We start from the raw sequence: 26986 nt of genomic DNA, 5'->3' as shown, positions 1-26986 counted from the left end.
GAGCGGGCCGTTCCCGGCGGCGGGGCCACCGACTCCCCGCCTTCCGGTGCCCTCCGGGAGCCTCGCGGGAGGCTTCCGGGGCCGGGCCTCTCAGGACCGTGCGGAGGAAGAAGCGGCCTCCTCCGCCTCCGTCCCCTCCTCCGTCGTCCTCTCCTCCGTCTCCCCCTCCGGGGCGGCGAACGCGTCGACGCGGACCTGGGGGGCGGGGCTGCTGGTCACGCGGTAGCGCCCGTTGGGCACGTGGTCCGAGGCGGTGACGCGGACGGCGAGCGGCCCGGCCCACTCGTACCCCTTGCTCTCGCCGTGGCGTGCCAGACTGTCCGTCAGCTCCTGGCCGATCCGGCCGCCGCGCCGCTCCAGCTCCTCGTAGACCTCGCCGGGCAGTTCGACCTCGTAGGCATTGGGGACCACCACACGGCTGTGGCTGCACACCACGGCATGGCTGTCGCACTCGTGCCGCAGGGCGTCGAGCAGCTCCACCGGTTCGTCGCCGAAGACCTTGGAGAGCAGCGCCTGCTCCCAGCGTTCGACCTTCCGTTCCCATCGGTTCAATGCACCCATGGAGAACCGCGTGCCCGAGCCGCACCGCCCCATGCCCGCCCGTGCCCGCGCCTGCCGTCCGGGCGGGCCCTCGCCGGGAGCCGCCCGGACGGCAGGCGTCAGACGTTGGGCACGCGCAGCTTCTCCCAACTGGTGCGGCCGGGGATGCCGTCCGCGTCCTTGCCGGAGTAGCCCAGCTTGCGCTGCCAGGCGGCGTACGACTTCCGGTCGGCCTCGGTCCACTCGGGGCCGGGGCCCACCTCGTAGCGCCCGCAGCCCTCGGCGACGAGCCGTTCGCCCATCGCCGTGATGATCCTGCTGGTGCGTCCGGGGCGGAAGAAGTCCGCTCCGGGGAACGGCTCGTACCGGGCCGGGGGCTTGGGCGCCGGTTCGGCGGGGCCGTCCGGCTTCCTGCCCAGCCGCTTGGCGACCCGGCTCCGCATGGTGTCCATCGAGAAGCCCCGCGGATCGACCTTGCCGGGCTGCCACTCCCGGTGTCCGATCACGGACTTCTCGTTCCAGCCGTGCGCGCGGCAGATGGCGGCCGACGCCTTCTCGATCGCCAGTTTCTGGGCCTCGGGCCACGGGTCCTTGCCGTCGCCGAGGTTGACGCACTCGAAGCCGTAGAAGTAGCGGTTGCCGTCGGTGTCGGCCTCGTTGTCGTCGGGCAGCGGCCGCTCGGCGATGACGGCCCGGAGCACGTCGCCGTCGCCCAGACCGGCGTGGTTGGCGCGGCCGTTGCCGACCATGTGCACCACGCCCTCCTTGTCGATCACTCCGTGGCACAGTGGGCCGGGCAGCGTGGAGTGCCCCTCGTAGCACAGCTCGACGGTGTGGCCGGTGCCCCGGGTGACGGTGTGGTGGATCATGACGCCGTGCACCGGGCCCCACGGGCCCTTGTGGTTGCGGCTGTGCGAACGCCAGTTGCGGTACTCGCGGACCTCCAGGCCCTCGTCCCGCAGCGCCTTGACCAGACGGGAGGCGCTCAAGGGTGTGGCCATGCGTCGGTTGCTCCTCTCGGATGTGCCCGGGATGCGCCGGGCGGTGTGCTCGGTGTCCTGCGGGTCGTGCGCGGTGGCCGGGTCAGGTCCGCGGCGCCTCGGCGTCCGGCTCCGCCGGCGCCTCCTCCGGTGCCGCCTCCCGTTCGGCCAGCGCCCTGGCCTCGGCCTCCGCCTCCGCCTCCGCGGCCAGTTCCGCCTCGCTCGCCACCGGGACGGCCGTCGCCAGCGGCCCGAAGGACAGTCGCAGGTCCGAGGGGACGCCCTCGCCCATCACCCAGGCCAGGGGCGCGTAGTGGAACCGGATGCCGGCCGGTGCCCGCAGCAGCGGCCTGCGGGCCGCGTTCACCGGCCACTCCACCTCTCCCGTGACGGTGCGGGCCGGGATCAGCCAGTGGTCGCCGGGCCGGTAGGTGCCGCCGGGTTCGAAGTGCACCTCGACGCCGTCCTCCAGCGGCAGCCACCGGCCCTCCTCGATCCGGACCGCCCCGCCCTTCAGCCCGCCGTGCGCGCCGTGCCGGCCGCGCCGCGGCGCCTCGTGGTGGTCCCAGCGGCGCAGGTACGGGTGGCGGTCGGGGCGCCGGCCGACGCCGGACTCCGGTTCGGCGGACAGCCGCACGCGTCGCCCCGGCAGGTCGACCTCCTCCACCCGCAGCAGCGGCAGCGGCTCGCCGCGGCCGGTGTAGGCGGTGTCGACGAACTCCACCCGGTCGCCGACGTCCAGGTCCGTCCTGCCGTCGCCGCCGAGCGAGGCCAGTTCGACCCAGGTGCCGTCGAGGCCGTCGACGGGGAAGACCACGGAGCCGTTCTCCCGCGACCACTTGAAGGTGGCCTCGCCCGCCGTCCCGCCCTCGTGGACCTCCACCCGGTAGAGCTGGTTCTCCGGGCCCCGGTAGCGGGCGTCGGGCCGGACCGTGCACGGGTCCTCGTCGGCGCGCTCCGGTCGCCGGCTGCGCGCGGCCATGCGGGACTTCGGCGCGGACTGCTCGTCGGCCCAGCGGCGGAAGGCGGCGCGCAGGGCGTCCTTGTCGGTCTCCCCCTCCGCCACGTCCAGTTCCGAACCGGGCAGCGCCAGCACCTGCCAGACCACCTTCACGCGGGCCGCCGTGTCCGGCATCGCGGGGCCCAGGGCCACCTCGCGCAGCGCCGGGTCCTCGGCGGCGGTCACCGAGCGCTCCCAGACCTTCAGGTAGGCCAGGTAAGGGAAGGCGGTGGGCAGCCGGTCACCGGGCCGCTCGGGGTCCCGGTGGGCGTCCGGCTGGTCCCAGTACGTCCAGTGGGCGGGCGTCCGGGGTCCGGCGGCCCGGGGCGCGGAGGCGTCCTTGCCGTCGGCGTCCTTGTCCTTGCCGTCGGGGTCGTCGTCGACGGCGTCGCCGGGGGCGGGCCGGTCGGCGTCGCACAGGATGCCGTCGACGTAGTAGCGGCCGCCGCCGATGATCAGGTCGTCCAGTTCGTGGCTGCGGCTGTCGAGTTGGATGGCGAAGCCGGTGGCGCCGGCGGGTCCGCCGTGCGGGCCGATCAGGTCGGCGGCGAGGGTGCGGAGTTGGTGGAGCTGGATCGCCGTCTGCTCGTTGGCGTCCGCGTCGAGCTGGACGCGGCCCTGCTGGGCGAGCACCGCCGAGTAGTGCCGCTCCGGCCGGAAGGTGATGCGGGAGAGGTCAGCGTGCATGGAAGGGGTCCCCCTGGAGAAGGTTCCGTGGGTCTGCGAGGTCTGTGGGCGGGGTCGCTCCGGGCGGTGTCCCGGGCCTGTCGGTGGTCAGGTCACGAAGACGACCCCCACGTCGGCGCCGGCGGGCGTGTACTCGGCGAGGCGGGCGCGGAGGCTGTCCTCGCGCTGCGGGAGGTAGAGGTCGTGGAAGGCGCCCATCGACGCGCCGTCCTCCGCGCCCCGGACGATCTCCTCGGCGCAGTCGGGGGCCAACTGGCCGTACGCGGGCGTGCCGTAGCGCTCGCTGGTGAACAGCGGCCGCACCCGCCCGGCCTCCCCCCGGCCCGCGAGGTCCGGTTGGCAGCGGTGGCGGCGCGGCGTCCGGGAGCCGGGCGGCACGTAGGAGAAGCGCAGGCAGCCGGTGCCGCGCCGGGCCACGTGCATCCGGCCGGTGAAGACGCTGTTCTCGCCGATGGCGACGGCGTGGGTGTGCACCTCGCCGATGACCGTGGTGCGGTGCGCGTGCAGGACGGCGTGCGCGTGCCGGCAGTCCGGCGCGGACAGCGCCTCCAGGTCGTGCGCGGTGGCGTCCAGGACGCTGTCACGGATGTGGATCTCCAGCGGGTCGGTGCCCACCTCGTCGCCGAGGACCTGGATGGTGCCCAGGATGCTCCGCTCGATCCGCACACAGGCGGTGGTGCGTTCCAGGACCAGGCTCGGCTCCTGCGGCGAGTGCGGCTCGCACTCCGGCTTCAGCGACCAGCCCGGCACCAGGGTGCAGTGCCGGACGACGACCGAGCCGACCGGCCCGGTCACGTTCACGCCGCGCCCGGTGATCAGCAGGCCGTCCAGCACGACGCGCGGTGCGCTGCCCGGTTCGCAGTCCTCGCGAGCACGGATGTTGAGCGCGTCCGGACGGTTGCTGTACCAGTCCAGGAGTCGGATCACCGGGCGGGTGCCCTCGGCGGCGCGCAACCGGAGCCGGTCGCCGGGTTCGAGGTCGAAGTCGAGCTGTTCCTGGTGGGCGCCGCTGTGGGCGATCTCGATGATGCCCTCGGGGCCACAGCGCCCGGCCCGCCGGTCCTCGCGCCACGCCTCGTACGCGTCCATGATCCGCCGGTGGGTGCGGCCGGGGCCGACCCGGTAGACGGTGGCGGCGTCGGGGGTGACGCGGTCGTCGCGGGCGTACTCGCCGCCGCCGGTGTCGTCGGAGAAGGCGTGGTGGTAGTCCACCCAGACGCCCTGGCGGGGCGCGGAGCGGGAGCCGAAGGCGATCCGGCCGAGCACCGGGTCGACCGCGACCTGTCCGCGCTTCGGGCGGTAGCGCCAGTCGGTGAGGTCGGCGACGACGATGTCCGACGGCGGTACCGGCTCCTTCCGCCCGTCCAGCCGGATGGCGAGGCTCTTGCCCGGCCCGTAGTAGTCGGCGAGCCGGTCCCGGAGCTGCCGGCGGCGGATGTACGCGGGGACGTTGTCGATCGTGGCGATGTGGGTGGGGGACGGCTCCGGCTCGGGCCGGGTCACCAGCGGGGTGTCGTTGCCGAGGATGGAGAACGTGTACAGGTTGCGGGCCCGGTCCACGCAGTAGGCGGGCGCGTTCGTCACCGAGTACGCCCCGAGGCGCCACACGTACAGGCCGACCCCGGCCGGGGTGAGACCGCCGGGCGTGCGGCGGGAGTCCGCGCGCCGCACGTCCACCGAGCGCGCCGTCGTCGCGAACGGCCCGCCCGCCAGGTCCAGCGCCGCCCCGTCGCGCAGGTCGGCCAGCCGGCCGCGGGAGAGCCGCCTGTCGTTCGCGGCCTCCGTCCCCGTCCCGTACAGCCGGACCGGCTGGTGGTGGGAGACCAACCGGGAGAACTCCACCGCCCGAGCGGGCCAGTCGGCGACCGACTCCGCCAGCTCCTCCAGCAGGTGCAGCGTGCCCTTGCGGCGTCTGTGGGCGACGGTGGCCGCCACGTCCCGGCGCGGCGCGAGCGCTCGGGCCAGGCGTTGCCGCGAGGTCTCCGGCGGGCCGCCGTCCCGCAGGCCGGTGGTCAGGACCCGTTCGTAGCCGGGCAGCGGCCGGTGGCCGACCAGATCGCCGAGGTAGGGCAGCACCCAGTCGGCGGCGGTCTCCACGAACCAGTCGTCGTAGCCCTGTTCGACCCCGGTGCGGACGAGGTCGACCTGCTCGGCGATCACGGCGAGCAGCGCGCGCAGGGGCTCGCCGCGATCGCCGTCCCGCAGCCGGTGCCACTGGGGCAGCAGCTCCGCGAGCCCGTCCGGCTCCCTGCTCATCGCCGCGTCCTTCCGTCGTGCGTCGGGGTGGTCGTGGTGGTCGGGCTCATCGGGTGGCCTCCGTGAGGATCAGCGTGTCCGCCGGCTCGGGCGCGAACAGCACGAGCTGCGCGGGCCTGATGCCGCGGAAGACGAACACCGAGCGGCCCTTGGGGAGGGGCCGGGTGTCGGTGATGTCGGGGTTGAGGCGCAGCAGTTCGGCGAGCGTGATGCCGTGGCGGGCGGCGATCTCGCCGAGCGTCTCGCCCTCGTCGGCGATGACGGTGTGGACGCGCTCGTCGTACTCGGCGAGCCGGGCCGGCACCACCGCCCGCGGCCCGTCCGCCCCGGCCGGCAGGCGCTCCGGGTCGTAGGGGGTGGCGGACGCCGGCACGCCGGTGAAGACGTCCACGTCCACGTACTCCACACCGGGCACCGAGTGCGCCGTCGCAAGGACCTCCGACAGGCGGGCGGGCTGTCCCAGTTCCCGCCCCGCGAAGCCCATCTCGCGCAGCAGCGCCCGCCGCACGCGGGGCTCGACGTCGGCCCACGAGTGGTCGCGCGCCGGCTTGATCCGGGCCGCCAGGAGCAGCAGCACCGGTTCGCGCACGTCCACGCGGACCGGGAGCCGCGGGTCGCCGTGGGCGGCCAGCGACGCGCGCAGGGAGCGCAGGGCGCCGGAGCCCTCGTCGATGGGCACGTCGTCCGCCCCGGCGACCGTCACGTGCAGCACCCGCCGCCGTCCGTCGTACACCTCGCGCGCCGAGGCCCGGCCGATGCCCGCGCGGGAACGGGCGAAGTCCTCGTAGTCCCGCACGGACACCAGGCGGTCCAGCGCGGAGACGGCGAGCGGGATGTCGCGGCGGGTCGACTCGGGCCCGTCGGCCTCCGAACCGCCGGTGGCGGGCAGCGGATTGGTGACGGCGGTGACGCCCAGCGGCCGGGTGACGGCCTGGGTGACGCGGCCGGCCGCGACGTTGGCGGCGCCGCCGGTGCCGAAGCGGTAGCGGGCGCGCACGTTCTCGTGTCCGGTGGGGAGCCGGGCGCCGTGCACGCCGTCGCCGAACGTCACGGTGGTGCGGCCGTCGGCGTCGGTGCCGATGACGTACACCCGCTCGTGGGGGCCGCGCCCGGCGAGGCTGTCGACGGGGTGCCACAGCAGCCCGTCGACCCTCACCTCCAGGGCGGGTTCGGCGCCGTGGAGGTGCCCCCGGCCGGAGACCGGGGGACGGTGGTCGGCGGGCAGCCAGGTGAGCGGGGCGTGCCAGAGCGTGAAGGTCTGGTTGGGCCTGCTCGCGTCGCCGCTGCCGATGGCCTCGTCGCGACTCTCGCCGTGCGTCGCCGGAACCACGTTGCCGTGGACGGTCAGCGTCTCGCGCCGGTAGCGGTGGGCGAGGTCGGCGGTGAGGGTGAGCACGGTGTGGACGTGGTCGCCGGGCAGTCGGGGGTCGAACCTCTGCTCGACGGCCGCGATCACCGCGAGTTCGGTGCCCCGCACCCCGGACGTGTTCGGGATGTCGGTGCGCTCGCCGGAGAAGATCAGCCTCCGGCCGGGCCTCAGTCCGTCGTACAGCTCGGCCAGTTCGATCTCGTTGCCGCCCACGTCGTCGGCCAGCGGCTCGTCGGCGGGGCGCAGCGCCTCGCCGGCGGCGTGCACGGTCGCGTCCCGGATGTGGGAGAGCAGGACGTCGTGCTCGTCCAACCAGGGGTCGGCGAGGGTGAGTTCGGTGCCCCGGCCGGTGATGCCGTAGCGGGTGTGGGAGCCGGTGCGCACGGCCGTCACGCGGGTGGTGACGAGCGCGAGCGCCCGGTCGCCGGGGATGCCGCCCTCGGCGCCCTTGCGGGGGCGTTCGATCGCGACCCAACTGCCGACGGTGATCGCCTCGTGCACGGTGTCCAGGGCGAGGACGTTGCGGTGGACGGGGCCGGGAACGGTGGCGACGCCGATCTCGACGTTGGTCGGTTCGCCGCCGGTGGTGTAGGCGACGGTCACCTCGTACGTCCCGTACGCGGTCTGGTCCCGGTCGCCGGGTCCGAGCGACCACTGCCGAGGGTCCCCGCCGCCCTCCACCACCACGCGGACGCGGCCGTCCGCGCCGGGCCGGGAGACGAACAGCCTCAGTTGGGGCAGGTCGGCACCCAGCTCGGCGGTCACGCCCGGTTCCCGCGAGTCCATCGGCCGCCTCCTCAACCGGCTCGGGTCGTCGTCCTGCCCGGTGTGGGTGGATAGCGCCACCGTGCCGGGGCCGAGCTCGAACTCGGTGTCGGCCGGGAGGTTCTCGCCGCGCTGCACCGTGGCGGTGGGCTCCGCGTGCACGAACTCGGCCCTCACCGGCACCTTGCCGGCGGTGTCGAACACGACCCGCATCGTGGTCAGGACGGCACCGGTGAGGGGCCAGTCCGACTGCCGGATCACCCGCCCGTACTGGTCCTGCACCGGTTTCAGCGGGGCCGTCGAGCCGAAGGGCGCGGCGGTCACCCGCATCGCCAGCAGGTCGGTGAGCGCCGGGGGCGCGGTCGGCGCGGCGACCTGCCGCCAGGCGGTGCGCAGTTCACCGGACACGGAAGGGTCGAGGGCCGACAGCAGCCGTGCGCCGAGGTCGGAGTCCGGGCCGAACAGCCGGGCCGGATCGGGTGGTGCGGCGCCGGTGACGGGCGGACGGCGCGTCCCCCGGCCGCGCAGCGCGGGCAGCAGGGCGGCCAGGGCGCGGGTGGCCGGGTGGCCGGACTCCGTCGCCCGGTGTCCGACCGCGGTGCCCGTCCCGTCCGGCAGCAGCGGCCCCAGCAGGGCCGCCCGCTCCCGGAGGTCGACGAGGACGGCGGCCAGCCGCTCGAACCAGGCGGCGACGCTCGCGTACGGCTCCGCGAGCGCCCGCGCCTCCTCCAACCGCTCCAGGGGCTCCGCCAGGCGCCGCGCGAACGCCTCGGGCGTGTCCAGCAGGTCGAGGTCCGCCCGCAGCCGGGTGAGGACCTGCTCGTCGAACTCCTCGACGAGCCGGCTGCCCACCGGCCTCGGGTGGGGGCCGTCGGCGGCCGGGGTGATCCACCGCTCCAGTTCCTCGATCAGCTCGGCCAGGGTCGGGGGCGGCGAGACGGGGAGCCCGAGGGCGGTGCTGTCGTCGTCGCGGTCGATGCGGACGCGGGTCACCGGGAGCAGCAGCCGCTGCCCGGGGGCGCCGGAGCCGTCGCCGGAGAAGACGAACAGCAGCCGGTCGCCCACCGAGAGGGCGTTGGCGGTCCCGGCGACGTACACCTCGGACCGCTCCCGCAGGTCCTCGAAGGTCAGCGGGGCCGGGCGGCGGCGGCGCACCGCCAGGTGGTTCCACGACCAGCGGGCCGTCAGGTCCTCGGTCGTCTCGAACGTCTGCGCCTCCTCCTCGGAGGACGCGGGCACGCTGAGGCTGCGCGAGCCGCGCGGGATCGTCACCGGGACGTCCTCGCGGCTGCGCGGGTCCCGGTCGACGGTGTACGCCAGGTGGGTGTCGGCGGCGATCCCGGGGCGCGGCCGGTATCCGACCAGCCGGCCCAGCCGCACCAGCGAGCGGTGGTCGTCGGCGGTGCGCAGGTAGCCCTCGTCGGCGATCCGCTCGGAGTGGAAGGTCAGCAGGTCGCCGAGGACGGCCCAGGCGTCCAGCAGCGCGATCGACGGGTCGTCGGGGGTCCGGGCCGTCAGCCCGCGCAGGGCGGGGTGGGCGGGCGAGGCCAGCCGGTCGAGCATGGCCGCCAGGAAGGAGCCGTACTCGCCCACCCGGTAGTCCAGCGCGGACCGGCCCGGCGGATTGTGGAGGGCGCGGGGGGCGCGGCGCTCGTCGTGGGATCGGCCGCCCCCGCAGCCGCAGGAGCAGCCGCCGCGGTTCCGCTCGCCGGTCATCGCACGCCTCCGAGGGTCACGGTGAGCCGCCCGTTCTCGGGCCGCTCCGGGTCGTTGTCGCATTGGGCGATCTCCAGCGGGCCGAGCCGCAGCACGCCGTCCTCCCGTGCCGAGTCGTCGAGCGGGTCCGTGTGGGCGGGGGCGTCGGTGGGGGCGTCGGTGGAGGCGTCGGCGAACAGGCGGCGCAGCCTGGTGACCCGTACGCTCTCCACGCCCGGCACGGCCGCCGCCACCGCCACCAGGCGGCTCAGCCGCACCGGTTCGCCGAAGCCGAGCGCGTCCGGATGGAAGAAGCCGAGCCGGCCGCCGGGCAGGCGTCGGTTGCCCAGCGCCCCGTGGAGTTCGGCCAGGATCCGCCCGTGCTGCCGGCCCGGCGCCGCGCACACCTCCACCGCGATGTCCAGCGGCACCGTCCGGGCGGGCCCGACCACCAGGTCGTGGCCGACGCGCCGGTACTTCTCCAGCGCGTGCGCCACCGCGTCGAGCAGTTCGGCGGGCGCCCGGCCGGTGCCGTCGGCGTCGACGGCCACGTGCGCCTCCTGCACGCTGCCCGTCCAGCGGATCTCGGCCGCCGCGCGCCGCACGCCCGGCAGCGCGGAGGCCAACTCGGCGTAGTCCTCGGCGGTGACGGCGCGCAGCCGCACCCGTTGGAGGTCGAGCGGGGCGAGGCGGCGCACCCGTTCGACGGGTTCCGGTGCGGTGCCGCCGACGGCGGGCAGCGGGTTGCGGACCCCGGCCACCGGCATCGGCTCTCCCGCGTCGACGTCCCGTCCGTCCCGGCGGAGCACCAGGTGGTTGATGGCCTCGGCGCCGACGTTGCCCGCCGGGCCGCCGCCCAGTCGGTAGTGGACCTCCAGGACCGAGCCCGGTTCGGGCCGGGCGCCGTGGTGTCCGTCGCCGAAGCGGAGCGCGAGCCGCCCGTCGTCCTCCAGTTCGCCGACGAAGTGGCGGTCGCGGGGGCCGCTGTCGAGGAGGTCGCGGCGCGGCTCCCACACCTCCTCGTCCATCTCCTCGTCACCGTCGCCGGCGCCGCGCCCGACCAGCCGTACGGCCGGGAGCGCCGCGCGGGGGTCGGGGGCGAGGGCGGCGGCGGGCCCGGACAGCTCCGGCTCGTCCGGGTGCAGTCCGGCCGCGTACGGCGGGCCCCAGTCGTGCGCGATCTCCCAGGCGGTGCGCCCGTCCAGGACGCGCCCGGCGCGGGCCCGCGCCGTCAGCACCTCCAGGCGGCGGAGCTTGGCCGCGAGCAGCCGGTCGCCGCGGTGCAGCAGCTCGCGCAGGGCGCGCACCGGGTGGCGGCGCAGCTCCAGCCGCTCCAGCGTCCCGAGTCCGAACAGCACGGCCAGTTCGGCGATCTCCCGCTCGTCCAGCCCGTCGCGGTCGCGGGCGCCGCGCCACAGCTCCACCAGCCGCCGCCGCACCCGTCCGGGGATGGCGGCGAGCCGTTCGGCCTGCCCGGCCGCGACGTGGCGCGGGTCGGGGAACGGCGCGGCCTGGGTGACGGGGAAGCGGTGGAGCCGCGGACGGAAGCGCGGGGCGATGCCGGGGTAGACGGACCGGGCGAGCAGGGTCTCCAGGGCGGCGGTCTGCTCGTAGGCCGTGCCCGGGACCACCTTCTCCCGCCGCCTGCCGGACGTCTCGACCCCGATCCCGGCGCGTCGCACCGCGTCCTCGCCGACGACCGCGAACAGCTCGCGGACGTGGCCGGGCGTCAACAGCCGCCCGTGGCGGGTCTGTTCGATCCGGTCCAGGAGGAGCCGGCCGGGCCGGTTGCCCTCGTCCGCGTCCCCGGTGGACCGGCAGCCGAAGGCGGGCGGGTCGCAGGCGGGGACGGTGGCGGGCTCCGGCGGCACGGTGATCCGCTCGGGCGGCCGACCGCGGGAGGTGAGGGACCGGCCGTGGTCGACGAGGACCACGTTGCCGCGCGCCACGCCGACGTCCTCCACCGGTGCGCAGTCGTGGCCGCCGAGCGTGGTCAGGCACAGCGGGAAGGCGAGCGCGTCCGCGCGGTCCCAGGTCACCTCCAGCACCGGCTGGTCGCACAGCCGGTCGACGGCCGGGGTGACGGACGTCAGGCGCACGGCCTGCCGGCGGGTGGGGTCGGCGTCCCCGGGGGTTCCGGAGCGCCGCCCCTTGACCTCCTCCAGCACCAGCAGATCGCCGGGCCGCAGGTCCAGGGCGCGTTCCTCGCACTTCTCGTCGGCCCACTCGTCGCGCAGGGTGGCGGACGTGACCCCCTTGGGCAGCAGGCACTGCTCGCCGTCCCAGGTCCAGAAGCGGATGGTGTTGTGCTCGGGCCGCAGCCGCAGCGGCGCGTCGCCGACCGGTTCGAAGACCTCCACCGAGCCGCGCTCCTCCAGCACGGCCAGATCGCCGTCGTCGACGACGGTGCCGGTGCGGGGCCGGTCGCGCGGGCCGAGGGTGCGCACGTCGACGGCGGCGAAGCGGTACGTCCCGGCGGGCAGCGTCAGCGGTCGGGTCACCTCGACGGTGACGAGCGCGCGGGCGTTGCAGCCGTCGTGCATCGGATAGTCGACGAGCCGCACGTGGCGGCGCACGGAGACGCGGCGGCGCGCGGTGTCCAGGTACGCCTCGGTGGCGACCGCGTCCTGCTGGTGGCCGATCTGGTCGGCGGTGTACGCCAGCAGTTCGACCAGGGTGGTGCCCAGGTCGGCCGGGTTGCGTTCGACCCAGTCGGGAGCCGTCAGGGCCAGCCGGTCCAGGACGAGCCGGCGCAGGGTGTCGTAGTCGCGGGCGGTGTAGTCGACGACGGGCGCGGGCCGGAAGGTCTCGGGCAGGTGCGCTCTCCCGTCGCCTCCGCAGTCCCCGCAGTCGCCTCCGCAGCCCCCGCCGCAGTCGCCCCCGCAGTCGAAGGGCGAGGGGCAGTCGGGGTGGAAGGTGAACTCGGCCGCGTGGTAGCGCTGGTCGAAACCGGGGAAGGGCTCGGTGCCGGGACGCCCGTAGGGGTCGGTGTCGACGATCGCCAGCCGGTAGCGGCCGGTGTCCCCCGTGCGGTCCAACGTGACGTACAGCCGGTCGTCGAGTTCGGGGTCCTCCTCGCGCTCGACCTCCACGGCGACGGCCTCGATGCCGGTGACGCGCCGACCGCCGTCGATGCGGACGTTCTCCGGGCACAGCCCGTGCGGGGCCTTGCCGAGGAAGGTGACGGTCAGGGTGAGGCCGTCGTCGCCGACCTCGACCGCGTCCACGCCGTTCAGCCGGGCCGCCCGCACCCTGTCACGCCTGCCGCCCGCGCGCGGGGGCGTCGCTTCCGTGGCGCCGCTCATGCCGCGCCCCTCCCCTCGAACACCTCGTCGCGCCGGCTCGCGGTGGCCCGCACCACGTAGCGCAGATGGACGCGGACGACGTTCTCCTCGCTCACCACGTCCAGGTCCTCCACCTCGATCAGTTCGCCCAGCCACCGCTGGAGGGACGCCTGCACCGACAGCTCCACGGCGGAGGCCACCTCGGGGCTGTTGGGCGTGAACACCAGGTCGAGCAGCCCGCAGCCGAAGTCGGGACGCATCACGCGCTCGCCGGGGCTGGTGAACAGCAGTTGCTCGATCAGGTCGCGCACGTGCTCGTCGTACGCCGCGTGCGCGGTCCGCCCGCGCCGGTCGACGCGGAACGGGAAGGCGATGTCCCTGCGCACCGTCCTGGTCCTCATCCGCAGCTCACCCCTTCCATCGCCGTGGGCGTGACGACCGCGGGGCCCTGCGGCACCAGACCGGCCGTGAAGCACAGCCCCGGCGTGCCCTCCGACAGCAGCGGCGAGCCGTCGACGAGCACTCCCCCGGGCGCCGGTGTCCAGCGGATGGTGGTGCACGGCACCGGCACCCCGTCGACGGTGTGGCGGCAGCCGGTGACGGTGTGGACGGACGCGCCGGTGGCGGCCGGCAGGCCGTCGACCAGCACGCCGCGCGCGCCGGTGGTCGGCTCGCCGGCGGCGCTCGCCCGTCCACCGTGCGGGCAGCCGATCGCGGTGCCCGCGTGGACGACTTTTCCGGACAAGACTCTTCTCCCCCGTCCTGGTCAGCGTTTGGTGGGCACGATCAGTCGGCCCCGGTTGACGTCGACCCGGTCGCCGGCCACCGAGATCGACGCCCCCTGACCGTTGTCGATGTGGATCCCGTCCCGGGTGATCCGGATGTGCGGACCCGGCGTGTTCTCGTCGGGGCCCGGCGCCTGGAGCAGGATTCCGGTCTCCGGGTCGTCGGAGAGGACGATCCTGTGGTGGCCCCGCGTCTCGATCACCACCGGCTCGGCGCCCGCCCGGGCCCCGGCACGGGCGTGGTCCGGCAGCTCCCGCTCCTCGCCGTACCAGCAGCCCGTCCAGATCGGGAAGCTCGGGTCGCCCTGCTCGAACTCGATCCACACGCCCGCCCCTTCGGCCGGGACCACGTACTGGCCGGCCCGCGTGCCCGTGAAGGGGAAGCAGGGCATGGCCCAGGTCGACGCCTCGTCGCCGAGCACGTCGGGAACGTGGGCGGTGATCCGGCCGATCCGCAGCGGATCGTCGTTGTCCGCCACCCGGCCTCTGAACTTGCCGAGGAAGCGGTTGTTCGGTGCTGGCGCCATGCGGACTGCTCCTGGTCGATCTCTGTCGATCTCTGTGGTCTTCCGTGGCGGTCTTCCGGGGCCGCCGCGGGGTGGCTCCTACGGGCGGACGGTGTCGCGGCGCGCGACCAGTCCTTCGCGCGAGAGCGTGAAGTTCTGCTGGTACGAGCCGGGCGTGAGGTTGTGGGTGACGGAGGTGACGTAGTACTCGCCGTCGTACGTCACGCCCGCGCCGCGCACCCCGACGAGTTCGCGCGGGCGCAGTACGTAGCCGTGGCGGTTGACGTCGAGGTGCCCGGAGCCGGAGACCGCGTCGGCGGACGTCGCGGCCCGCGCGAGGGCCTCGGCCCTGGCCTGCGCCTCGTCCTTCTTGGCGGTGCCGGACAGCCGACGGCGCTTGAGCGCCGGACTCGCGCGCTTTCCCAGCGGGGGACGCAGCGGGCTGATGTCGGGCTGGGGGATCAGGGTCGACTCGCGCGTGCGCGGGTCCTGCCAGTGGGCCTGCGGCTCCTCGCGGGCGGCACCGTCGTAGGCGAAGGTGAGCTGGTCGACGGTGGAGTGGACGTCCATGTTGACGTTGAGCGCGTGCTGGGGCAGACCGACCCGGCGCTGCGGTCCCCAGTAGGCGATGGAGTGGCCCGGGGTCGGGCCGGGTTCGAGGTAGAAGACGTAGCCGTTGGCGCGGGCCAGTTCGTTGACGTAGGCCAGGTCCGTGCCGGTCTGGTAGTCCACGCGGCGCTCCGCGCGGGGTTGTTGGAGGATCTGCTCGTTCTTGACGTCCGGGTGGATGCCGTAGTCGGCGTACTTGGCGAGGATGCGCCGGACGCGGTCGCTGGGCGGCAGGTTGGGGTAGCGGTCCGTCCGCTCCTCCAGGTCCATGAGGAGCGACAGGTCCTCGCCGGTGACGGTCAGCGTCGTCTGGCCGGGCTGGTTGCTCGCCCCGACCTCCTGCCGGACGATCAGGCCGTCGAGGAGGACGGTGGGCGTGCCCTTGACGGTCGTCGTGACGATGACGCGGGTGCGCGGGTCGAAGAACCCCTCCGGTAAGAGGTTCCTGGTGATCTCGCCCTTCTTGGTGAGGTCGAACGCCAACTGGAAACCGGAGCGTTCGCCCGCGGTGCTGGTGATCTGCGCGGACAGCAGCGCCTCGCTCACCGCCTGGGGCACGGGACGGGTGAGCTTGGGCCCCATGCGCAGGGTGAAGTGGATCGGCCCGCCGCCGACGTGCTCATCGGCCATGTGCGCCACCGTGGGGGTAGCCGCCGGGCAGCGGAATGTCGATCTTCCGCCCCGGCTCGGCGGTCAGCTCGCGCGGGTCGAGGACGGGGTTGGCGTCGGCGATCCGCCACCACTGGGAGGGGTCGCCGAAGTAGCGCTGGGCGAGCTGGTCGGGACGCTCGCCGCTGCTCACGGTGTGGACGACGGTGTCCTCGTCGGGGTCCGCGGGCAGCGGGGGCAGCAACCGCCGCTTGGCGTACCGCACTTCGGTGCCGTCGGGCATGCGGTGCACCCCGATCTCGGCGTCGTGGTAGCGACTCGTCCTCGGGTACGGGTGCGACCCCGGCGCTCCGTCCAGCGGGCTCTCGTACGACTCGGTCATGGCGGCGACTACACCCTCCCCGTTCCGATGTCGGCCCCGGTGAGCCCGAGCGCCGCGAGGGTCCCCGCCCGGGCGGTGCCGGCGAGGCGTTCCTTCTGCGCGAGGTGCGCGAGGTACAGCTCGGCCCCGCGGTGTCCGGCGGGCAGATCGCTCACCGTCAGCACCTTCATGCCGATGCTCAAAGAGGCCCGTATCGGATTCAGATGCACGTCGAAGGCGGACTCGTTGATGGACAGCTCGGTCAGCCGCACGGGCATCACGCGCTTGCTGCCCCAGGTGAACAGGGTCAGCGGCATTTCGATCGGCGAGATCTCGATGGTGCCCTTCTTGGCCAGCTTCGTGGCGTCCCGCAGCTGCGCCGTCGTCGGCTGCACCAGCATTTCGAGGGTGGCGAGTTGCGGGTGGATGCCGTCGGGCGCCGCCACCTCGAACTGGTCGGTGGCGTCGAGTTCGGCGGTGAACTTCCACGTCTCCTGCGCCGGCCCCTTGAGCCGCAGGGCCTCGTTCCGGTCTCCCCCGCTCCCCCCGCCCCCGGCGTCACCGCTCCCGCCCGCGGCCTGGGGGCTCAGGCTGCGTTCGAGGGTGTCGGGGTTGAACTGCAGCACGATGATGCGCTGCGGCGTCCCGCGCTCGGGATCGACGATGACGATGCCGGAGCGGATGGGCTTGGGAATGTCGGCGTACCGGGTCACAAGCGAGCCTCCAAGCGCGCGCGAAACGGTGCATATTCATAGCGAGGGAAAAGCTCCGGGAACACTTGAAGCATCCCCTGCAAATAATCCACCGTCTCCTGAAAGCCGCCTCTCCGCAGCGATACGTCTGTGTACAGATACTGCCAGCCGTAAGTCCCCTTGGTGACGACCAACGAATCGAGATACTGGCAGTAGGTGATGTCCATCTTGACGAAACCGGGCGGGTAGGGTTCTTCCCCGATATCCGCGATGTCGCTGTACCAGATTTCCAACGGAGACTTACCCGGTTGCAATCTGATGTACGTCAGCATTCCCGCCCCGGACCGCGGCGTGTGGTCGATGACACGCAACTCCGACAGGAAACTCCTCTGAAACTCCGTGGCTCCCGGGAACGCGGCGGGACCTTCCGGCTGCCCGAGGACCTCCTCCAGATGGAGCAGGTTGAATTCGCCACGGATCCGAGGACTTCCGCCCCTGCCGATCGTCTCCCACCGGGCACTCATATCAGTGAACCTCAGTGCACACTCCAGAAGATTTTCATCAAAAACAACCCCGACCCACCTGCTGTTGTGACGACTCAGCGGAAGAAGTTCCGACGGCTCCTTTCCCAAGTACTCCGAACTACCGCATTCCACATCAAAGAAAGGACTTTGACAGATTTCCCTGAGCGATTCCGCATGTCGCTTCTCACCGAGTTTGAGACCTTGCATGCGAGGGCCTTCCTCCATCCCACCGGAATATAGATCTCAGAAAACGAAGTAGCCGTAGAGGGCGCGCTGGCGCAGTCTCCTCATCGTCGCCTCAAAGCTGTTCAAGGGCTTCCCGGCCTTCGTCCTGAATCCCGCCATCTTCCTCTTCATGTCGTCAAAGTCCTTAAAGGGCCTCAACTTCATAACCGCATTCACGTAGGAGACCCCCGCCCTGTCGAGGGCGTCCCTGACATCCGCCCGGGAAGCGACGTTGATCCGCACCGGCGCCGCAAGAGGACCGACAAAACTTGGCGGCGGTGGCGGCGCGAAGTTCAACGACCTACTCATCACCGCAGGGCCTTTGATCCAGTCCGAATGCTTCTCGCCAGTCCCTCCGTTACCCTTCCTCCGGTACATCCCCCATTCGGCGTTCAAATGCTCCGGAAATCCCTCCGGATACGTATTCCCGTGCGGATAGGTGATACTACTTGCCCCCTTGTACCGCTTTAGTCTGACCGTGTACCACCCCAGAGCAGGAGGGTTGTCGGTGGAGTTCTGACCAAAAGCATTTGCCGCATGCTTCTCGATTTCGTGATAGAAGGGCGCATTGACCGAATTCAAGGCGGGGACGAAGTTGGACGTCTTTGCCGCCCCACCCACCTCTCGCGGTATCAGATGCATGCGATCCCATTGCGGAACCCCGGGAACCATCTTGTTCTGCGTCAGGTAGTCCCACCCCTCGGTATACTGATTACTGGGCTTCCTCCCATATTCTTCGGCATACTTCTTGTTGATGTACATCGCTCTGGTGACCACAGCCGGCCTGACCCCGTTGAGAGGGAATGGATCGACCACCGGAACCGGCAACTTGTGGAACTTCAGGTAGTCCCTCACCGCCTGGTTCACGCCTCTGATGACACTGCGTCTGGGGTTGAGGGTGGCATAGATCTCGAATTCCTCCCCTCCCTCTTTCTCCAGGTCGGTGAGCCGATACCAGTTTCGAAGCCCGGAAAGAAGCCGAAGATGGGCTCCCTCTTCGATTCCGGGCTCCAGTCGGCTCTTCAAGATTCGGCGAATACGAGGGATGACCTCGTCCAGTCGATCGTTCTTCGCATATGTGGACTGCTCCTTCTTCCGGCGCTGGTCGCGGAGTTGGCGCTTCTGCTCCTGGCGGCGCTTCTGCTGGTCGCGCAGGAGGTCGCGGCGGCGGCGGTAGGCGTCGCGCATGCGGCGGGCGTTGTTGTCCAGGGAGCGGTCGAGGCGGCCGTCGCGGTCCTTGCGGTCGAGGGCCCGCTTGGCCCTGCGGATGCGGTTCTGGGCGGCCTTCACCGTCTGCCGTGCGCGGTTCGCGGCGCGGCTCTCCGGCGACGTGCGGCGTGGGCGCGAGGTGGGCCTGGTGCCCTCCGTCTCGCGGCGCGCGGGGGTTCGGGCCTGGTCCCGGTCGGCGTCCTGGGTGCGGCGGTCGGGCTGATCCGTGCGCGTGCGGTCGTCGGGGCGGCGCGTCTCCGGGCCACGGGTGTCGCGGCGGGGCTGCGGCGCGGCCGGGGCGCGTCGCCGAGTGGGGCGGGGTTGCGGGCGGGACGGTCGGGGCGGACGGGCCGCCCGCGGGCGCCGGGACATGGCGGCGTTCGCCCGGCGTACCTGCTGTCGCGCCTTCTCTGTCTCTTCCCTCTTGTCCGGTCGGTCCCCCCGGTCGTCCCGGGGCCGGTCCGTCGGCTGCGGCTTCCTCTCGTTCCTGGGGCTCTCGTCCCTGGGGCCGGACTTCTTCCCGAGGTTGGCCGCGAGGCCCTTCAGCCGGTCGCCGACCTTGCTCACGTATTTGCCGATGCCGCTGAGCAGCGCCTGGTAGGCCAGTTCCAGCAACGCCACCACGCCCGAGGCCACGGCCTTGGCGAAGAGGACGCCGGCGTTGCCGCCCTTGACGGCCTTGAGGTAGTCCATGAAGGCGCCGAAGGCCCGCAGGATCTCGCTCAGCGCGCCCCAGGCGGCCTTGAGCGCGTCGATGATCGCCATCACCCAGCCCGCGCCGGGGATGAGCTTGGCGATGATCTTGGTGACGACGATCTCGCCGATGATGATCGGGAGTTGGGGAAGCGCGGCGTCCCACGCCTCCTTGGCCATCTGCTCCCTGCTGACGCCTCCGCTGACCAGCTTGTCGAAGATCGCCTTGGGAAGACCGAGGATCTCCTGGATCTTCTCGTTGAACCAGTTCTTGATCGCCGAGGTGACTTCCCGGAACAGGTGGTTCTTGGCGCCGTCCTCCGCCGATGCCTTGGCGCCGCTGAGCCAGCCCCCCGGGTCGGAGAGGATGTCGGCCGCGATCATCGCCCACTCGCCCAGGGCGTTGAGCAGGCCCATGGCGAAGTCCATGATCCCCTTGAGCAGGCCCTTGACCGCCTCCACCGCCCTGCGCAGCCCTTCGCGCAGCGCGTCGAGGATGCCGCTGAGGATCTTGCCGATCCGGTCGAGGAGTTCGCCGACGATTCGCTTGAGCTCGTCTGCGAGCCGGTTGACCAGGGCGATCGCGGCGTCTCGGATGCGGATGATGAGGGCGCGCAGCCTGCCCGCGATCTCGACGATCGCGTCGAGGAAGGCCCTGCCCAGCTGGATCAGGGCCTCGGTGAACTCCTTGAACTTGTCGATGATGAACTGTCGGGCCGCCTCGATCCAGCGGATGACGGTGCCCTTGAAGTCCCGGATCAGGCTGGTGACCGCCTCGCGGGCGGCTCGGAAGAAGCCGACGATCGCGTTCTTCAGCTCGATGAGCTTGTCGCGGATCCAGTTGAACGCCTTGGTGAGCCAGTTGCCGGAGTCGTTCTTGGCCGTGTCGCGCTTCTGCCTGGCGTCGTTCTCGGCCTTGTCCTTCTCCTTGCCGATGTCCTCCTGCTTCTTCTTCCGGTGCTCCTCGGCGTCCTTGTCGGTCTGCTCCTCCTTGTCCTTGACGTCCTTGCGGATCTTCTCGATCTTCTCGGTCTTCTTCGTGCCGAGGGAGTCGAGTTCGTCGTCCTGTTCCTTGCGCCACTGCTCGCGGGAGGCCTCCACCTCGGCCTTGGTCTTCCGGCGTTCGGCGGCCTGGGTGCGGGTGTTGCTCTCGACCTCGCCGCGGACCTGCTGCCGGTGGCGCTCCTGGGACTCCCGGAAGTCCCGGTCCTTGGCCTGCCGCTTGTCGGACATCTGCTTCTGTCCGTCGGCGAACGCGGCCTGGATCTGCGGTCCGCGCTCGTGTTCCGCCACCGCGGACACGGCCTCCGGTGGGATGCGTCCGCCCACGGACGGGGCGCCGCCCCCGCCGGGACCGCCCTGTCCCTTGGCGCCCGGGACCTTCGCCTTCAGCGTCTCCCCGGGCACGTCGGGGTAGATCTGGTCCTCGCCCAGGGGACGCCCGGCGTCGTCGCGGCCGGACGCGTGGAGTTCCCTGCCCTTGCCGTCGAGTTCACCGCCCTGCTCGTCGGCGCGCCCGTTCGTCTCGCCCTGGAGGCCGACTCCGGGTGCCGTGCCGACGTTCGCCTGGGCGAGCATCTCGTCCTCGGTGGGCAGGTCGAGAATCCACCGGGTCACGGCCTCGGAGTCGATGACGTCCTCGTCGGCCCCCAAGAAGTCGGCGACGCCGTTGATCGCCCCCACGACGAGTTGGGCTCCGCCCGCCAGCAGGCCCTGGAGGGTGCCGGGTTCCTCGATGTTCTCCCCGGGGATCTCGCCCTCCGGGGCCTTGTCGCCCGTGACCTCGGCCTTCTCCTTCTCCGGGGCGTCGACCTGGGCGGCCGGGTCGCCGGAGTACCGCCCCGGGGCCGAGGTCTTCGGCGCTCCGTGGAGGGTCTGCGGCGCGCCGGCGGGCCGTTCCATCGTCGGCGGCGCGTCCTGGAGCGTCCGGTGCTCGTCGCCGACGGTCCTGTCGACCGCGCCGTTCACCCCGCCGAGCGCTTCGAGGGCGCGGTGCGGTTTGAGCCTCGCCGCGGTGGACAGCCCGGCTTCCGGGGTCACCTGCGAGAGGTTGGGGGCGGGCGGCTCGTTCTTCGGCGGCGACGAGGCGGCGGGACGTGCGCCGCCTCCCCCTCCGCCGCTTCCCGAGGCGCTCCGGGTGCCGCCGCCGCCCTTGACGGAGCGTGAGGGGCGGGAGCCGGACGACGGCGTGGGAGCGGACGCGGGCCGGGGAGCGGGCGCGGAGGCCGGTTCCCCCTGCCGCTGCCGGGACCCCGTCCCCCCTTCCGGTCCGCTCCCGGCGGTGGAGTCGTTCCGGCTTCCCGCGCCCGAGACATGGGTGTCCCGGGCCGGGGACGCCTCGGCCGGGATGTCCGTCGCCGGTCCCGGTCCGGCCGTGTCCGTGTCGCCGCCCGGTTGCCGGGACGGGCCGGAGGTGTCCGCGCTCGGCGCCGGGGACGGGGACGCGGGAGCGGTGTCGGCGGGGGCGGTTCCGGACGGGCCGGAGGCCCCGGACGCCGGTGCCCGTCCCTCCGAGGTGCCCGTGCCGGCCGTCTCCGGCTCCCGGTCCGCCGCCCGGTCGGTGGCGGTGTCTTCCGGGGCGTTTTCCGGGGTGCTTTCCGCGGCCTCCTCCGGTGCGGCCTGCCGCTCCTCCCGCCGCGCGCCGTCGCCCGCCGCGGGCTCGGGCTCGGGCGCGTCGACGCGGTCGGCGGCGGTGTCGGAGGACGAGGGCCGCGAGCCGACCTCCTGCTCGACCGACGTCCCGGTGCGGAGGTCGCGCGGTGTCCGGTTCTCCGCCTCGGTACGGGCGGCCGGGGAGTCGGAGGCGGCGCCGTCGGCGGGCGCCGACTCGGCGGGTTCGCCGTCCTCCGACGCGGCCTCCTCCTCGTCCTCCTGGTCACGTCGGGCCTGCACCTGCTCCGCCTTGGTGACGGGCGGCTCGGGGAAGCTCGGCATCCGCCGGCCCGGGGCCGAGCCGGGCACGATCTCGTCGGCGGTCGGCACCCCGGAGACGTCGAGGTCGGTGCCGGGGAGGAAGTCCTCGGGCTTGAGCTCGATGTTCCAGGCGCTGTCCCGGTCGGCGGCCCGTTCGTCCTCCACGCCGTCGAGCGCCCCGAGTTCGCCGTCCGGGCCGGATTCCGGACCGATCGGCTCGTCCTCCGCGAGTGCCGCCTCGTCCTGGGGGCGCTTCTCCGCGAGCGTGCTGCGGCCGCCGGGGTCGGCGGTCCTCAGCAGCGGACCGGGTTCCACGCCGGCCCGCTTGTCGTCGTCCTTCCCGCGCTTGTCCGCCTGTTCCGGCCGCTGCCCCGTGACCAGGGGTTCCACCGCTCCGGGGCGGTTCTTCGCCGCGGACTCCTCCTTGCTCGCCGCCGGGGCGCCGCCGACGTCGGGGCTCTCGGCGCGGTCACCGGTGCCGTTCCGGGCCTGTTGCCCGGACTGCGCGGATGGTGGGGTCTGCCGGGGCCGGGCGGCCCCGCCCCCGGCCGCCGTGTCCCGTCCGCCGCTCGGTTCCGACGTCCGCGTGTCCGCCGCGGGCCGTCCCGGGCCCCCGGCGGGTCGCCGTGCTCCGGGCCGTGCCGCGCCGCCGTTCTCGCGGTCCTGTCGCCGATCCGGCGGCTCCGGCGCGGCCTCCTCCTCTCGGGGAGGCCGTTCCTCGCCCCGCTGCTCCTCGTCCGTCCGTCGATCGTCGCGGGGGCGTTCGTCCTCCCGTTCGTCCGCCGGCCGTTCCGTGACGTCCGGGACGGCCTCGGGGGCGTCGAGGGCGCCCGGTTCCGGCAGTCCGCTCTCCTCGACCTCCTCGACCAGTTCGATCAACCGGTCGAACTCCGAGGAGAGCAGCCGCGGTTCCAGCCTGTCGAGAACGGCTTCCCGCATCCGGTCCGAGAAGCGGGCGAGGTGTGTGCGCACACGCTTGGAGCGGTCCTCCGGGTCGCCGCGCAGCGAGCGCAGGACGCCGTTGGCCAGGCGGTCCGTCAGCGTCGCCGGGTCGACCAGTTCCAGCCGCCGGCGGTCGGCGTCGACCGTGGCGTAGCGGAGCCAGCCCGGGGTGGCCCGCCCCTCCTCGACGCGCTCGGCCGCCGCGGCCGGTTCGCCCTCGCGTGCGGACTCCTGCGCCGCCGTCTCCGCCTCGCGCTCCACCGCCTGCTGCGGCAGGCTCACCGCGCCCAGGTCGCGGCCGACGCGGAGGGCGCCCAGGCCCTCGGGGTTCTGGACGGTGTGGAGCAGTTCGTGGGCGAGCAGGCGCATGCCGTCGGCCGTGTGCGGACGGTAGGCGCCCTCGCGGAAGAAGACGTCCTGGCCGACGGCGACGGCGTCCGCGCCGAGCATGTCGGTGAGGGCGGCGGCGTCCCGGTCGATGTGGAGGCGTACGCGGCCGAGGTCGTGGCCGAGCCGCTCCTCCAGTTCGCGGCGGACGCTCGGGTCGAGCGGTTGGCCGGCGCCGCCGACGATGTCCTTCGGCTCCGGCACGGGGGACTTGGCCGAGCGCTCCTTGCGCTTGCGGCGCTGGGCGTCCCGGGTGGAGCGGGGGTCCTGTGACGCGGTGCGCGAGCTCATCGGCGCCTCCCACCGTCCGCGGGACCCGACTCGCCGCGCCCCGACAGCCCCGCGTGGACCGCGCGCGCGAGCGCCTCGCCGAGACGGGCCGGGGAGGTGGTGGCGGGCAGCGGCGGCAGACCCGACAGCGTTTCCAGCGCGTGTCCCTCGCCGTCCGCCGCGAGCGGTACGCCGCGCTCGCGCACCAGCCGGGTCAGCTCGGCCGTGAACGCCGCCGTGACCCGCTCGGGGTCCATCCGGGCGTCGAAACCGTCGAGCACCAGCTCGCCGATGTCCACCCGGACCGTCGTGTCGCGCGTCGTGTCGCGCGGTGCCTCGTTCAGACCCATCCGCGGACCTCCGAGGGCGTCAGGGAGCGTTCCAGCTTCAGGTACTCGGTGCGCGCCGCGGCGAGCATGTGCCTCATCTGCAACGCGTCGCCCTCCTCCGCGGCCAGGAAGGCGGCGGAGAGCGCGATGTTGCGGATCGAGCCGCCCGCGACCGTCAGTTGCGCCAGCCGCTCGGGGTCGACGCCCTTGGTCGGGGCGCGTTCGGGCAGCACCCGGCGCCAGATCTCGGCGCGTTCGGCCTCGCCCGGGAAGGGGAAGTCGACGACGAAGCGGATGCGACGCAGGAAGGCCGTGTCGAGGGCCTTCTTCATGTTGGTGGTGAGGATCGCCAGGCCCCGGTACGCCTCCATCCGCATCAGCAGGTAGGAGACTTCGAGGTTGGCGTAGCGGTCGTGGCTGTCCTTGACCTCGCTGCGCTTGCCGAACAGGGCGTCGGCCTCGTCGAACAGCAGCAGGGCGCCGCCGCGTTCGGCCGCGTCGAAGACCTTGCGCAGGTTCTTCTCGGTCTCGCCGATGTACTTGGAGACCACCTGCGACAGGTCGATGACGAACAGGTCGAGCCCCAGTTCGCGGGCCATCACCTCGGCGGCCAGCGTCTTGCCGGTGCCGGAGCCCCCCGCGAACAGGGCCGTGACGCCCAGGCCGCGACGCAGGGTGCGGGCGAAGCCCCACTCCTGGTGGACGGTGCCGCGCTGCCGTACGTGGGCGACGATCTCGCGCAGGACGCGCGCCTGGCGTTCGGGGAGGACCAGATCGTCCCAGCCGGCCTCCGGCTCGATGCGGCGGCCCAGTTCGTCCAGGCCGATGCGGGCCTCGGCCAGTCCGGCCCGCCAGACCAGCTCGGAGGCGTCCGTTCCTTCCCCGGCCCCGCGGCGCACGGTGGCCGCGGCGGCGTGGACGACGTGCGGCGGCAGTGTGAACTGCGCGACCAGTCCGCGCAGTTGCCTCCCTTCGATGCCCGGTACACCGGCGAGGGCGTCGGCCCACAGGGCGAACTGCTCCTCGTCGCCCAGCGCCGGCACGGTGACGCGCTCGGCCTCCTCGGTGCTTCGGGGGTCGGCGCCGGAGACCACCAGCGGCACGGCGGTGGCGGCGGCGAGGGCGTCCGCCGCGGCGCTCTGTTCGCGGTCCGGGTCGCCGATCTCCAGCAGGAGCGCGGCCGGCAGCAGGATCGCCTCGCGCTGCCAGAGCCGGGTGAGCCGGTCGCGTTCGGTGTGGTCGGTGGGCAGGTCCTCGGCCCTCAGGACGTAGAGGCCCAGCCCGGTGCGGTGGGCGGCGGTGGCGGCGATGTCGTGGCGGCTGCGCCGGTCGCCGCCGACGAGCTCCACCCGCGGCGGGGTGCCGGGCTCCGCCTCCGTCCAGCGCGCGGCGATCCGGTCCGCGGCGCGGTCGTACGAGGGCGGCAGCTTCTCCGGTACGGGAGCCCGGGTCAGCATGCCGTGCAGGCGCGCGTCGAGGTACGGGGAGCCGACGAGGAAGTGGAGGATGCGCTCGTCCAGGCGGACGCGGGTGGTGGTCAGCCGGGTCTCGTCGTCGAGTTCGACCAGCCGCCAGCGGCGCAGCGGGGCGACGGGGGTGAGCGCGCTCCAGTGGGGCTCGGTCAGCGCGGCGAGCGCGAGCGAGAAGGTGGGGTACGCCCGCTCCGGGTCGCCGCCGGCCGCGGCGCAGCGGCTGTTGGTGGTCGGCTCCAGCTCGGCGGCGGCCAGCAGCAGGACCAGTTCGCGTTCGAAGGGGCTCAGCCCGAAGCACCGGACGAGCGCGTCGAGTGCGGCGGGTTCGGGGGCGTCCGCGGTGCCGGGGGTGTCGGCGGGCTCCTCCGCTCCTCCGGTTCCCAGGCGGGCGCGGGCGGCGTGGGCGTCGACGCGCGCCAGGACGGACCGCATGGCGGCGGTCAGCGCCGCCCCCTCGGCCGTGCCCGTGCCCGTGTCGGTCTCCTCGGACGTGCCGTCCATGCGCTCGCCTCCCCCCGTCGTGGTCACCGCGGCTCAGCCCTCCCCGTCGTCCTTGCCGCCCTTGCCGCCCCCGCCGCTCGATGTGCCGCCGCCGGACGCGGAGGTGCCGGGCGCCTTGCGCGGGCGGGACCGTGAGGCGGTGGACTTGGCCGTGGTCCGCCGTCTGCCCGCGGTCGTCCTCCTCGCGGGAGCCGCGGCGCCCGTCTCCGCCGACGGCGCCGAACCGGAAGCCGAAGCGGGCGCCGGTTCGGCCGTCTTGGCGGCCATGCCGCTCGTCCGGCTCGCCCGGGCGGTCACCTGCCGTGCGGCGGCGCCGGAGGCCCGCTCGGCCGCGGCGGGCGCCCCCGCCCCGGAGGCCCGCGCCGTCCGGTCCGCGGCGCCCGGCAGCCCTGGCCTCTCCGGCGCGCCCGGGGCGCCGAAGGGCGCCACGCGCACCGTGTACCGCTCCACGGGCTTGGGCGGCACGGGCCGCTCGCGTCCGTCGATCAGCACCAGGGAGCCCTGGTAGGCGACCGACAGCGAGTACGGCGTCTGGTGGAGCATCCCCCACAGCTTCGAGGTCTCGTCGACGTCCATCTGGATGGGCGCGAAGCGCACCTTCTGGACGGCCTCCGCCAGGTCGCTGCCCGCCAGGTACGGGAACTGCGCGGCCGTCTCGATCACGTCCTTCGGCAGCACCGGGATCTCGTGGAGGGTGCGCACCACGCAGCCGATGAGTCGCTGTCCGACCAGCTCGGCCTCGTTCCCGTAGGCGCTGATCAGGTAGTGGAGGTCCAGGGCCGCCGCGGGCCGCCTGAGCAGGGTGCCGTCCGAGGCGCGCGTGGGCAGGTCGTTGTTGCGCTGTGAGGTGTTCGGCGCGACCTGGTAGAGGAAGACGGTGATGGTGGGGTCGTCGGTGATCTCCGCCGGTGGGCGCTCGGTCTTCACCGTCACGTGCATGTCGATCTCGGGTTGCAGGTTGCTCTCGATCAGCAGGGCGAGCGCCTTGGTGACCGTGGCGATCGCGAGTGCGTTGCTCATCCCCTCAGTTCCTCCGCTCGCTGTTCGCCAGGTAGTCCGCGAGGCTCAGCGTGGGTGCGGGCCGTGTCGGCCGCCGCGGCCCGCCGCCGTCGGCGCGGCCGGGGCCGGGCGGAGGCGCGGCGTTGACCTCCAGTCGGCCGATCTGCACGTGGACGGTCCGCCCGCCGGTGCGCGGTCGGCGCCGCCCGCCGGCCGGGCGCGCGGCCTCGCGTGCCGCCGAGGCGTCGGAGGCGGTCGGCCGCGGCCGCAGGGTGCCGGGGGGCGGGAGAGCGGCGTCCGCGCTCGGGCGGAGAGACGCGGACGCCCCCGCCTCGGGGGAGGTCTCCGGTGCCGTGCGCGCCGGGACCGCCCGCCCGCCGCGCC

At 73.5% G+C, this 26986-nt stretch carries 17 protein-coding genes and 1 pseudogene; all 18 read right to left on the bottom strand.

Annotated features, from left to right (window positions below; genetic code table 11):
• Positions 1-90: 90 nt before the first annotated feature.
• Entirely contained in the window at positions 91-561 is a 471-nt protein-coding gene (locus ABD335_RS06430) for a DUF3662 domain-containing protein (RefSeq protein WP_344321120.1), read from the bottom strand.
• A gap of 98 nt (positions 562-659) precedes the next feature.
• Positions 660-1541 carry a peptidoglycan-binding protein gene (locus ABD335_RS06425; RefSeq protein WP_344321119.1) on the bottom strand — a complete coding sequence of 294 codons (882 nt, stop codon included), beginning with the start codon at positions 1539-1541 and terminating at the stop codon, positions 660-662.
• Between the two features lie 82 nt (positions 1542-1623).
• Positions 1624-3207 (bottom strand): DUF6519 domain-containing protein, encoded by a 1584-nt coding sequence (locus tag ABD335_RS06420; protein WP_344321118.1) that lies wholly within the window; start codon positions 3205-3207, stop codon positions 1624-1626.
• A gap of 87 nt (positions 3208-3294) precedes the next feature.
• Positions 3295-5463: a hypothetical protein gene (locus ABD335_RS06415; protein ID WP_344321117.1), complete on the bottom strand. Its 2169-nt coding sequence runs from the start codon at positions 5461-5463 to the stop codon at positions 3295-3297.
• Between the two features lie 46 nt (positions 5464-5509).
• Positions 5510-9313 carry a putative baseplate assembly protein gene (locus ABD335_RS06410; protein WP_344321116.1) on the bottom strand — a complete coding sequence of 1268 codons (3804 nt, stop codon included), beginning with the start codon at positions 9311-9313 and terminating at the stop codon, positions 5510-5512.
• On the bottom strand, positions 9310-12597 hold the full coding sequence (locus ABD335_RS06405) for a putative baseplate assembly protein (RefSeq protein ID WP_344321115.1): 3288 nt from the start codon (positions 12595-12597) through the stop codon (positions 9310-9312). The genes ABD335_RS06410 and ABD335_RS06405 overlap by 4 nt, the downstream gene beginning before the upstream one ends.
• Positions 12594-12977 (bottom strand): GPW/gp25 family protein, encoded by a 384-nt coding sequence (locus ABD335_RS06400; RefSeq protein ID WP_344321114.1) that lies wholly within the window; start codon positions 12975-12977, stop codon positions 12594-12596. Before ABD335_RS06400 ends, ABD335_RS06405 begins: the two co-directional genes overlap by 4 nt.
• Positions 12974-13321: a hypothetical protein gene (locus tag ABD335_RS06395; protein WP_344321113.1), complete on the bottom strand. Its 348-nt coding sequence runs from the start codon at positions 13319-13321 to the stop codon at positions 12974-12976. Before ABD335_RS06395 ends, ABD335_RS06400 begins: the two co-directional genes overlap by 4 nt.
• Before the next feature lie 21 nt (positions 13322-13342).
• On the bottom strand, positions 13343-13888 hold the full coding sequence (locus ABD335_RS06390; protein WP_344321112.1) for a phage baseplate assembly protein V: 546 nt from the start codon (positions 13886-13888) through the stop codon (positions 13343-13345).
• Positions 13889-13966: 78 nt separating this feature from the next.
• Complete coding sequence (locus ABD335_RS06385; RefSeq protein WP_344321111.1) at positions 13967-15106, bottom strand: hypothetical protein; 1140 nt, start codon at positions 15104-15106, stop codon at positions 13967-13969.
• Complete coding sequence (locus ABD335_RS06380) at positions 15096-15467, bottom strand: LysM peptidoglycan-binding domain-containing protein (RefSeq protein WP_344321110.1); 372 nt, start codon at positions 15465-15467, stop codon at positions 15096-15098. Before ABD335_RS06380 ends, ABD335_RS06385 begins: the two co-directional genes overlap by 11 nt.
• A gap of 8 nt (positions 15468-15475) precedes the next feature.
• Entirely contained in the window at positions 15476-16159 is a 684-nt protein-coding gene (locus tag ABD335_RS06375) for a hypothetical protein (protein WP_344321109.1), read from the bottom strand.
• Positions 16156-16869 (bottom strand): hypothetical protein, encoded by a 714-nt coding sequence (locus ABD335_RS06370; protein ID WP_344321108.1) that lies wholly within the window; start codon positions 16867-16869, stop codon positions 16156-16158. Before ABD335_RS06370 ends, ABD335_RS06375 begins: the two co-directional genes overlap by 4 nt.
• Before the next feature lie 36 nt (positions 16870-16905).
• Entirely contained in the window at positions 16906-23322 is a 6417-nt protein-coding gene (locus tag ABD335_RS06365) for an eCIS core domain-containing protein (RefSeq protein ID WP_344321107.1), read from the bottom strand.
• Entirely contained in the window at positions 23319-23651 is a 333-nt protein-coding gene (locus ABD335_RS06360; protein WP_344321106.1) for a hypothetical protein, read from the bottom strand. Before ABD335_RS06360 ends, ABD335_RS06365 begins: the two co-directional genes overlap by 4 nt.
• Positions 23642-25603 carry an ATP-binding protein gene (locus ABD335_RS06355; RefSeq protein WP_344321105.1) on the bottom strand — a complete coding sequence of 654 codons (1962 nt, stop codon included), beginning with the start codon at positions 25601-25603 and terminating at the stop codon, positions 23642-23644. Before ABD335_RS06355 ends, ABD335_RS06360 begins: the two co-directional genes overlap by 10 nt.
• Before the next feature lie 33 nt (positions 25604-25636).
• Positions 25637-26623, bottom strand: coding sequence for a Pvc16 family protein (locus ABD335_RS06350; RefSeq protein WP_344321104.1), 987 nt, complete (start codon positions 26621-26623; stop codon positions 25637-25639).
• A 4-nt stretch (positions 26624-26627) separates the two neighbouring features.
• Positions 26628-26986: pseudogene (locus ABD335_RS06345) on the bottom strand (hypothetical protein); the annotation flags it as partial.

It is taken from the genome of Streptomyces macrosporus, from assembly GCF_039533145.1.
GTDB lineage: Bacteria > Actinomycetota > Actinomycetes > Streptomycetales > Streptomycetaceae > Streptomyces > Streptomyces macrosporus.
The sequence above is the reverse complement of the archived record's forward strand: the minus strand, read 5'-3'. Positions and strand labels throughout refer to the sequence as shown.

Excerpts from the sequence above, each read along its gene's own strand:
- ABD335_RS06430 (WP_344321120.1), bottom strand. The coding sequence starts at position 561 with ATGGGTGCATTGAACCGATGGGAACGGAAGGTCGAACGCTGGGAGCAG.
- ABD335_RS06425 (WP_344321119.1), bottom strand. The coding sequence starts at position 1,541 with ATGGCCACACCCTTGAGCGCCTCCCGTCTGGTCAAGGCGCTGCGGGAC.
- ABD335_RS06420 (WP_344321118.1), bottom strand. The coding sequence starts at position 3,207 with ATGCACGCTGACCTCTCCCGCATCACCTTCCGGCCGGAGCGGCACTAC.
- ABD335_RS06415 (WP_344321117.1), bottom strand. The coding sequence starts at position 5,463 with ATGAGCAGGGAGCCGGACGGGCTCGCGGAGCTGCTGCCCCAGTGGCAC.
- ABD335_RS06410 (WP_344321116.1), bottom strand. The coding sequence starts at position 9,313 with ATGACCGGCGAGCGGAACCGCGGCGGCTGCTCCTGCGGCTGCGGGGGC.
- ABD335_RS06405 (WP_344321115.1), bottom strand. The coding sequence starts at position 12,597 with ATGAGCGGCGCCACGGAAGCGACGCCCCCGCGCGCGGGCGGCAGGCGT.
- ABD335_RS06400 (WP_344321114.1), bottom strand. The coding sequence starts at position 12,977 with ATGAGGACCAGGACGGTGCGCAGGGACATCGCCTTCCCGTTCCGCGTC.
- ABD335_RS06390 (WP_344321112.1), bottom strand. The coding sequence starts at position 13,888 with ATGGCGCCAGCACCGAACAACCGCTTCCTCGGCAAGTTCAGAGGCCGG.
- ABD335_RS06385 (WP_344321111.1), bottom strand. The coding sequence starts at position 15,106 with ATGGCCGATGAGCACGTCGGCGGCGGGCCGATCCACTTCACCCTGCGC.
- ABD335_RS06380 (WP_344321110.1), bottom strand. The coding sequence starts at position 15,467 with ATGACCGAGTCGTACGAGAGCCCGCTGGACGGAGCGCCGGGGTCGCAC.
- ABD335_RS06370 (WP_344321108.1), bottom strand. The coding sequence starts at position 16,869 with ATGCAAGGTCTCAAACTCGGTGAGAAGCGACATGCGGAATCGCTCAGG.
- ABD335_RS06365 (WP_344321107.1), bottom strand. The coding sequence starts at position 23,322 with ATGAGCTCGCGCACCGCGTCACAGGACCCCCGCTCCACCCGGGACGCC.
- ABD335_RS06360 (WP_344321106.1), bottom strand. The coding sequence starts at position 23,651 with ATGGGTCTGAACGAGGCACCGCGCGACACGACGCGCGACACGACGGTC.
- ABD335_RS06355 (WP_344321105.1), bottom strand. The coding sequence starts at position 25,603 with ATGGACGGCACGTCCGAGGAGACCGACACGGGCACGGGCACGGCCGAG.
- ABD335_RS06350 (WP_344321104.1), bottom strand. The coding sequence starts at position 26,623 with ATGAGCAACGCACTCGCGATCGCCACGGTCACCAAGGCGCTCGCCCTG.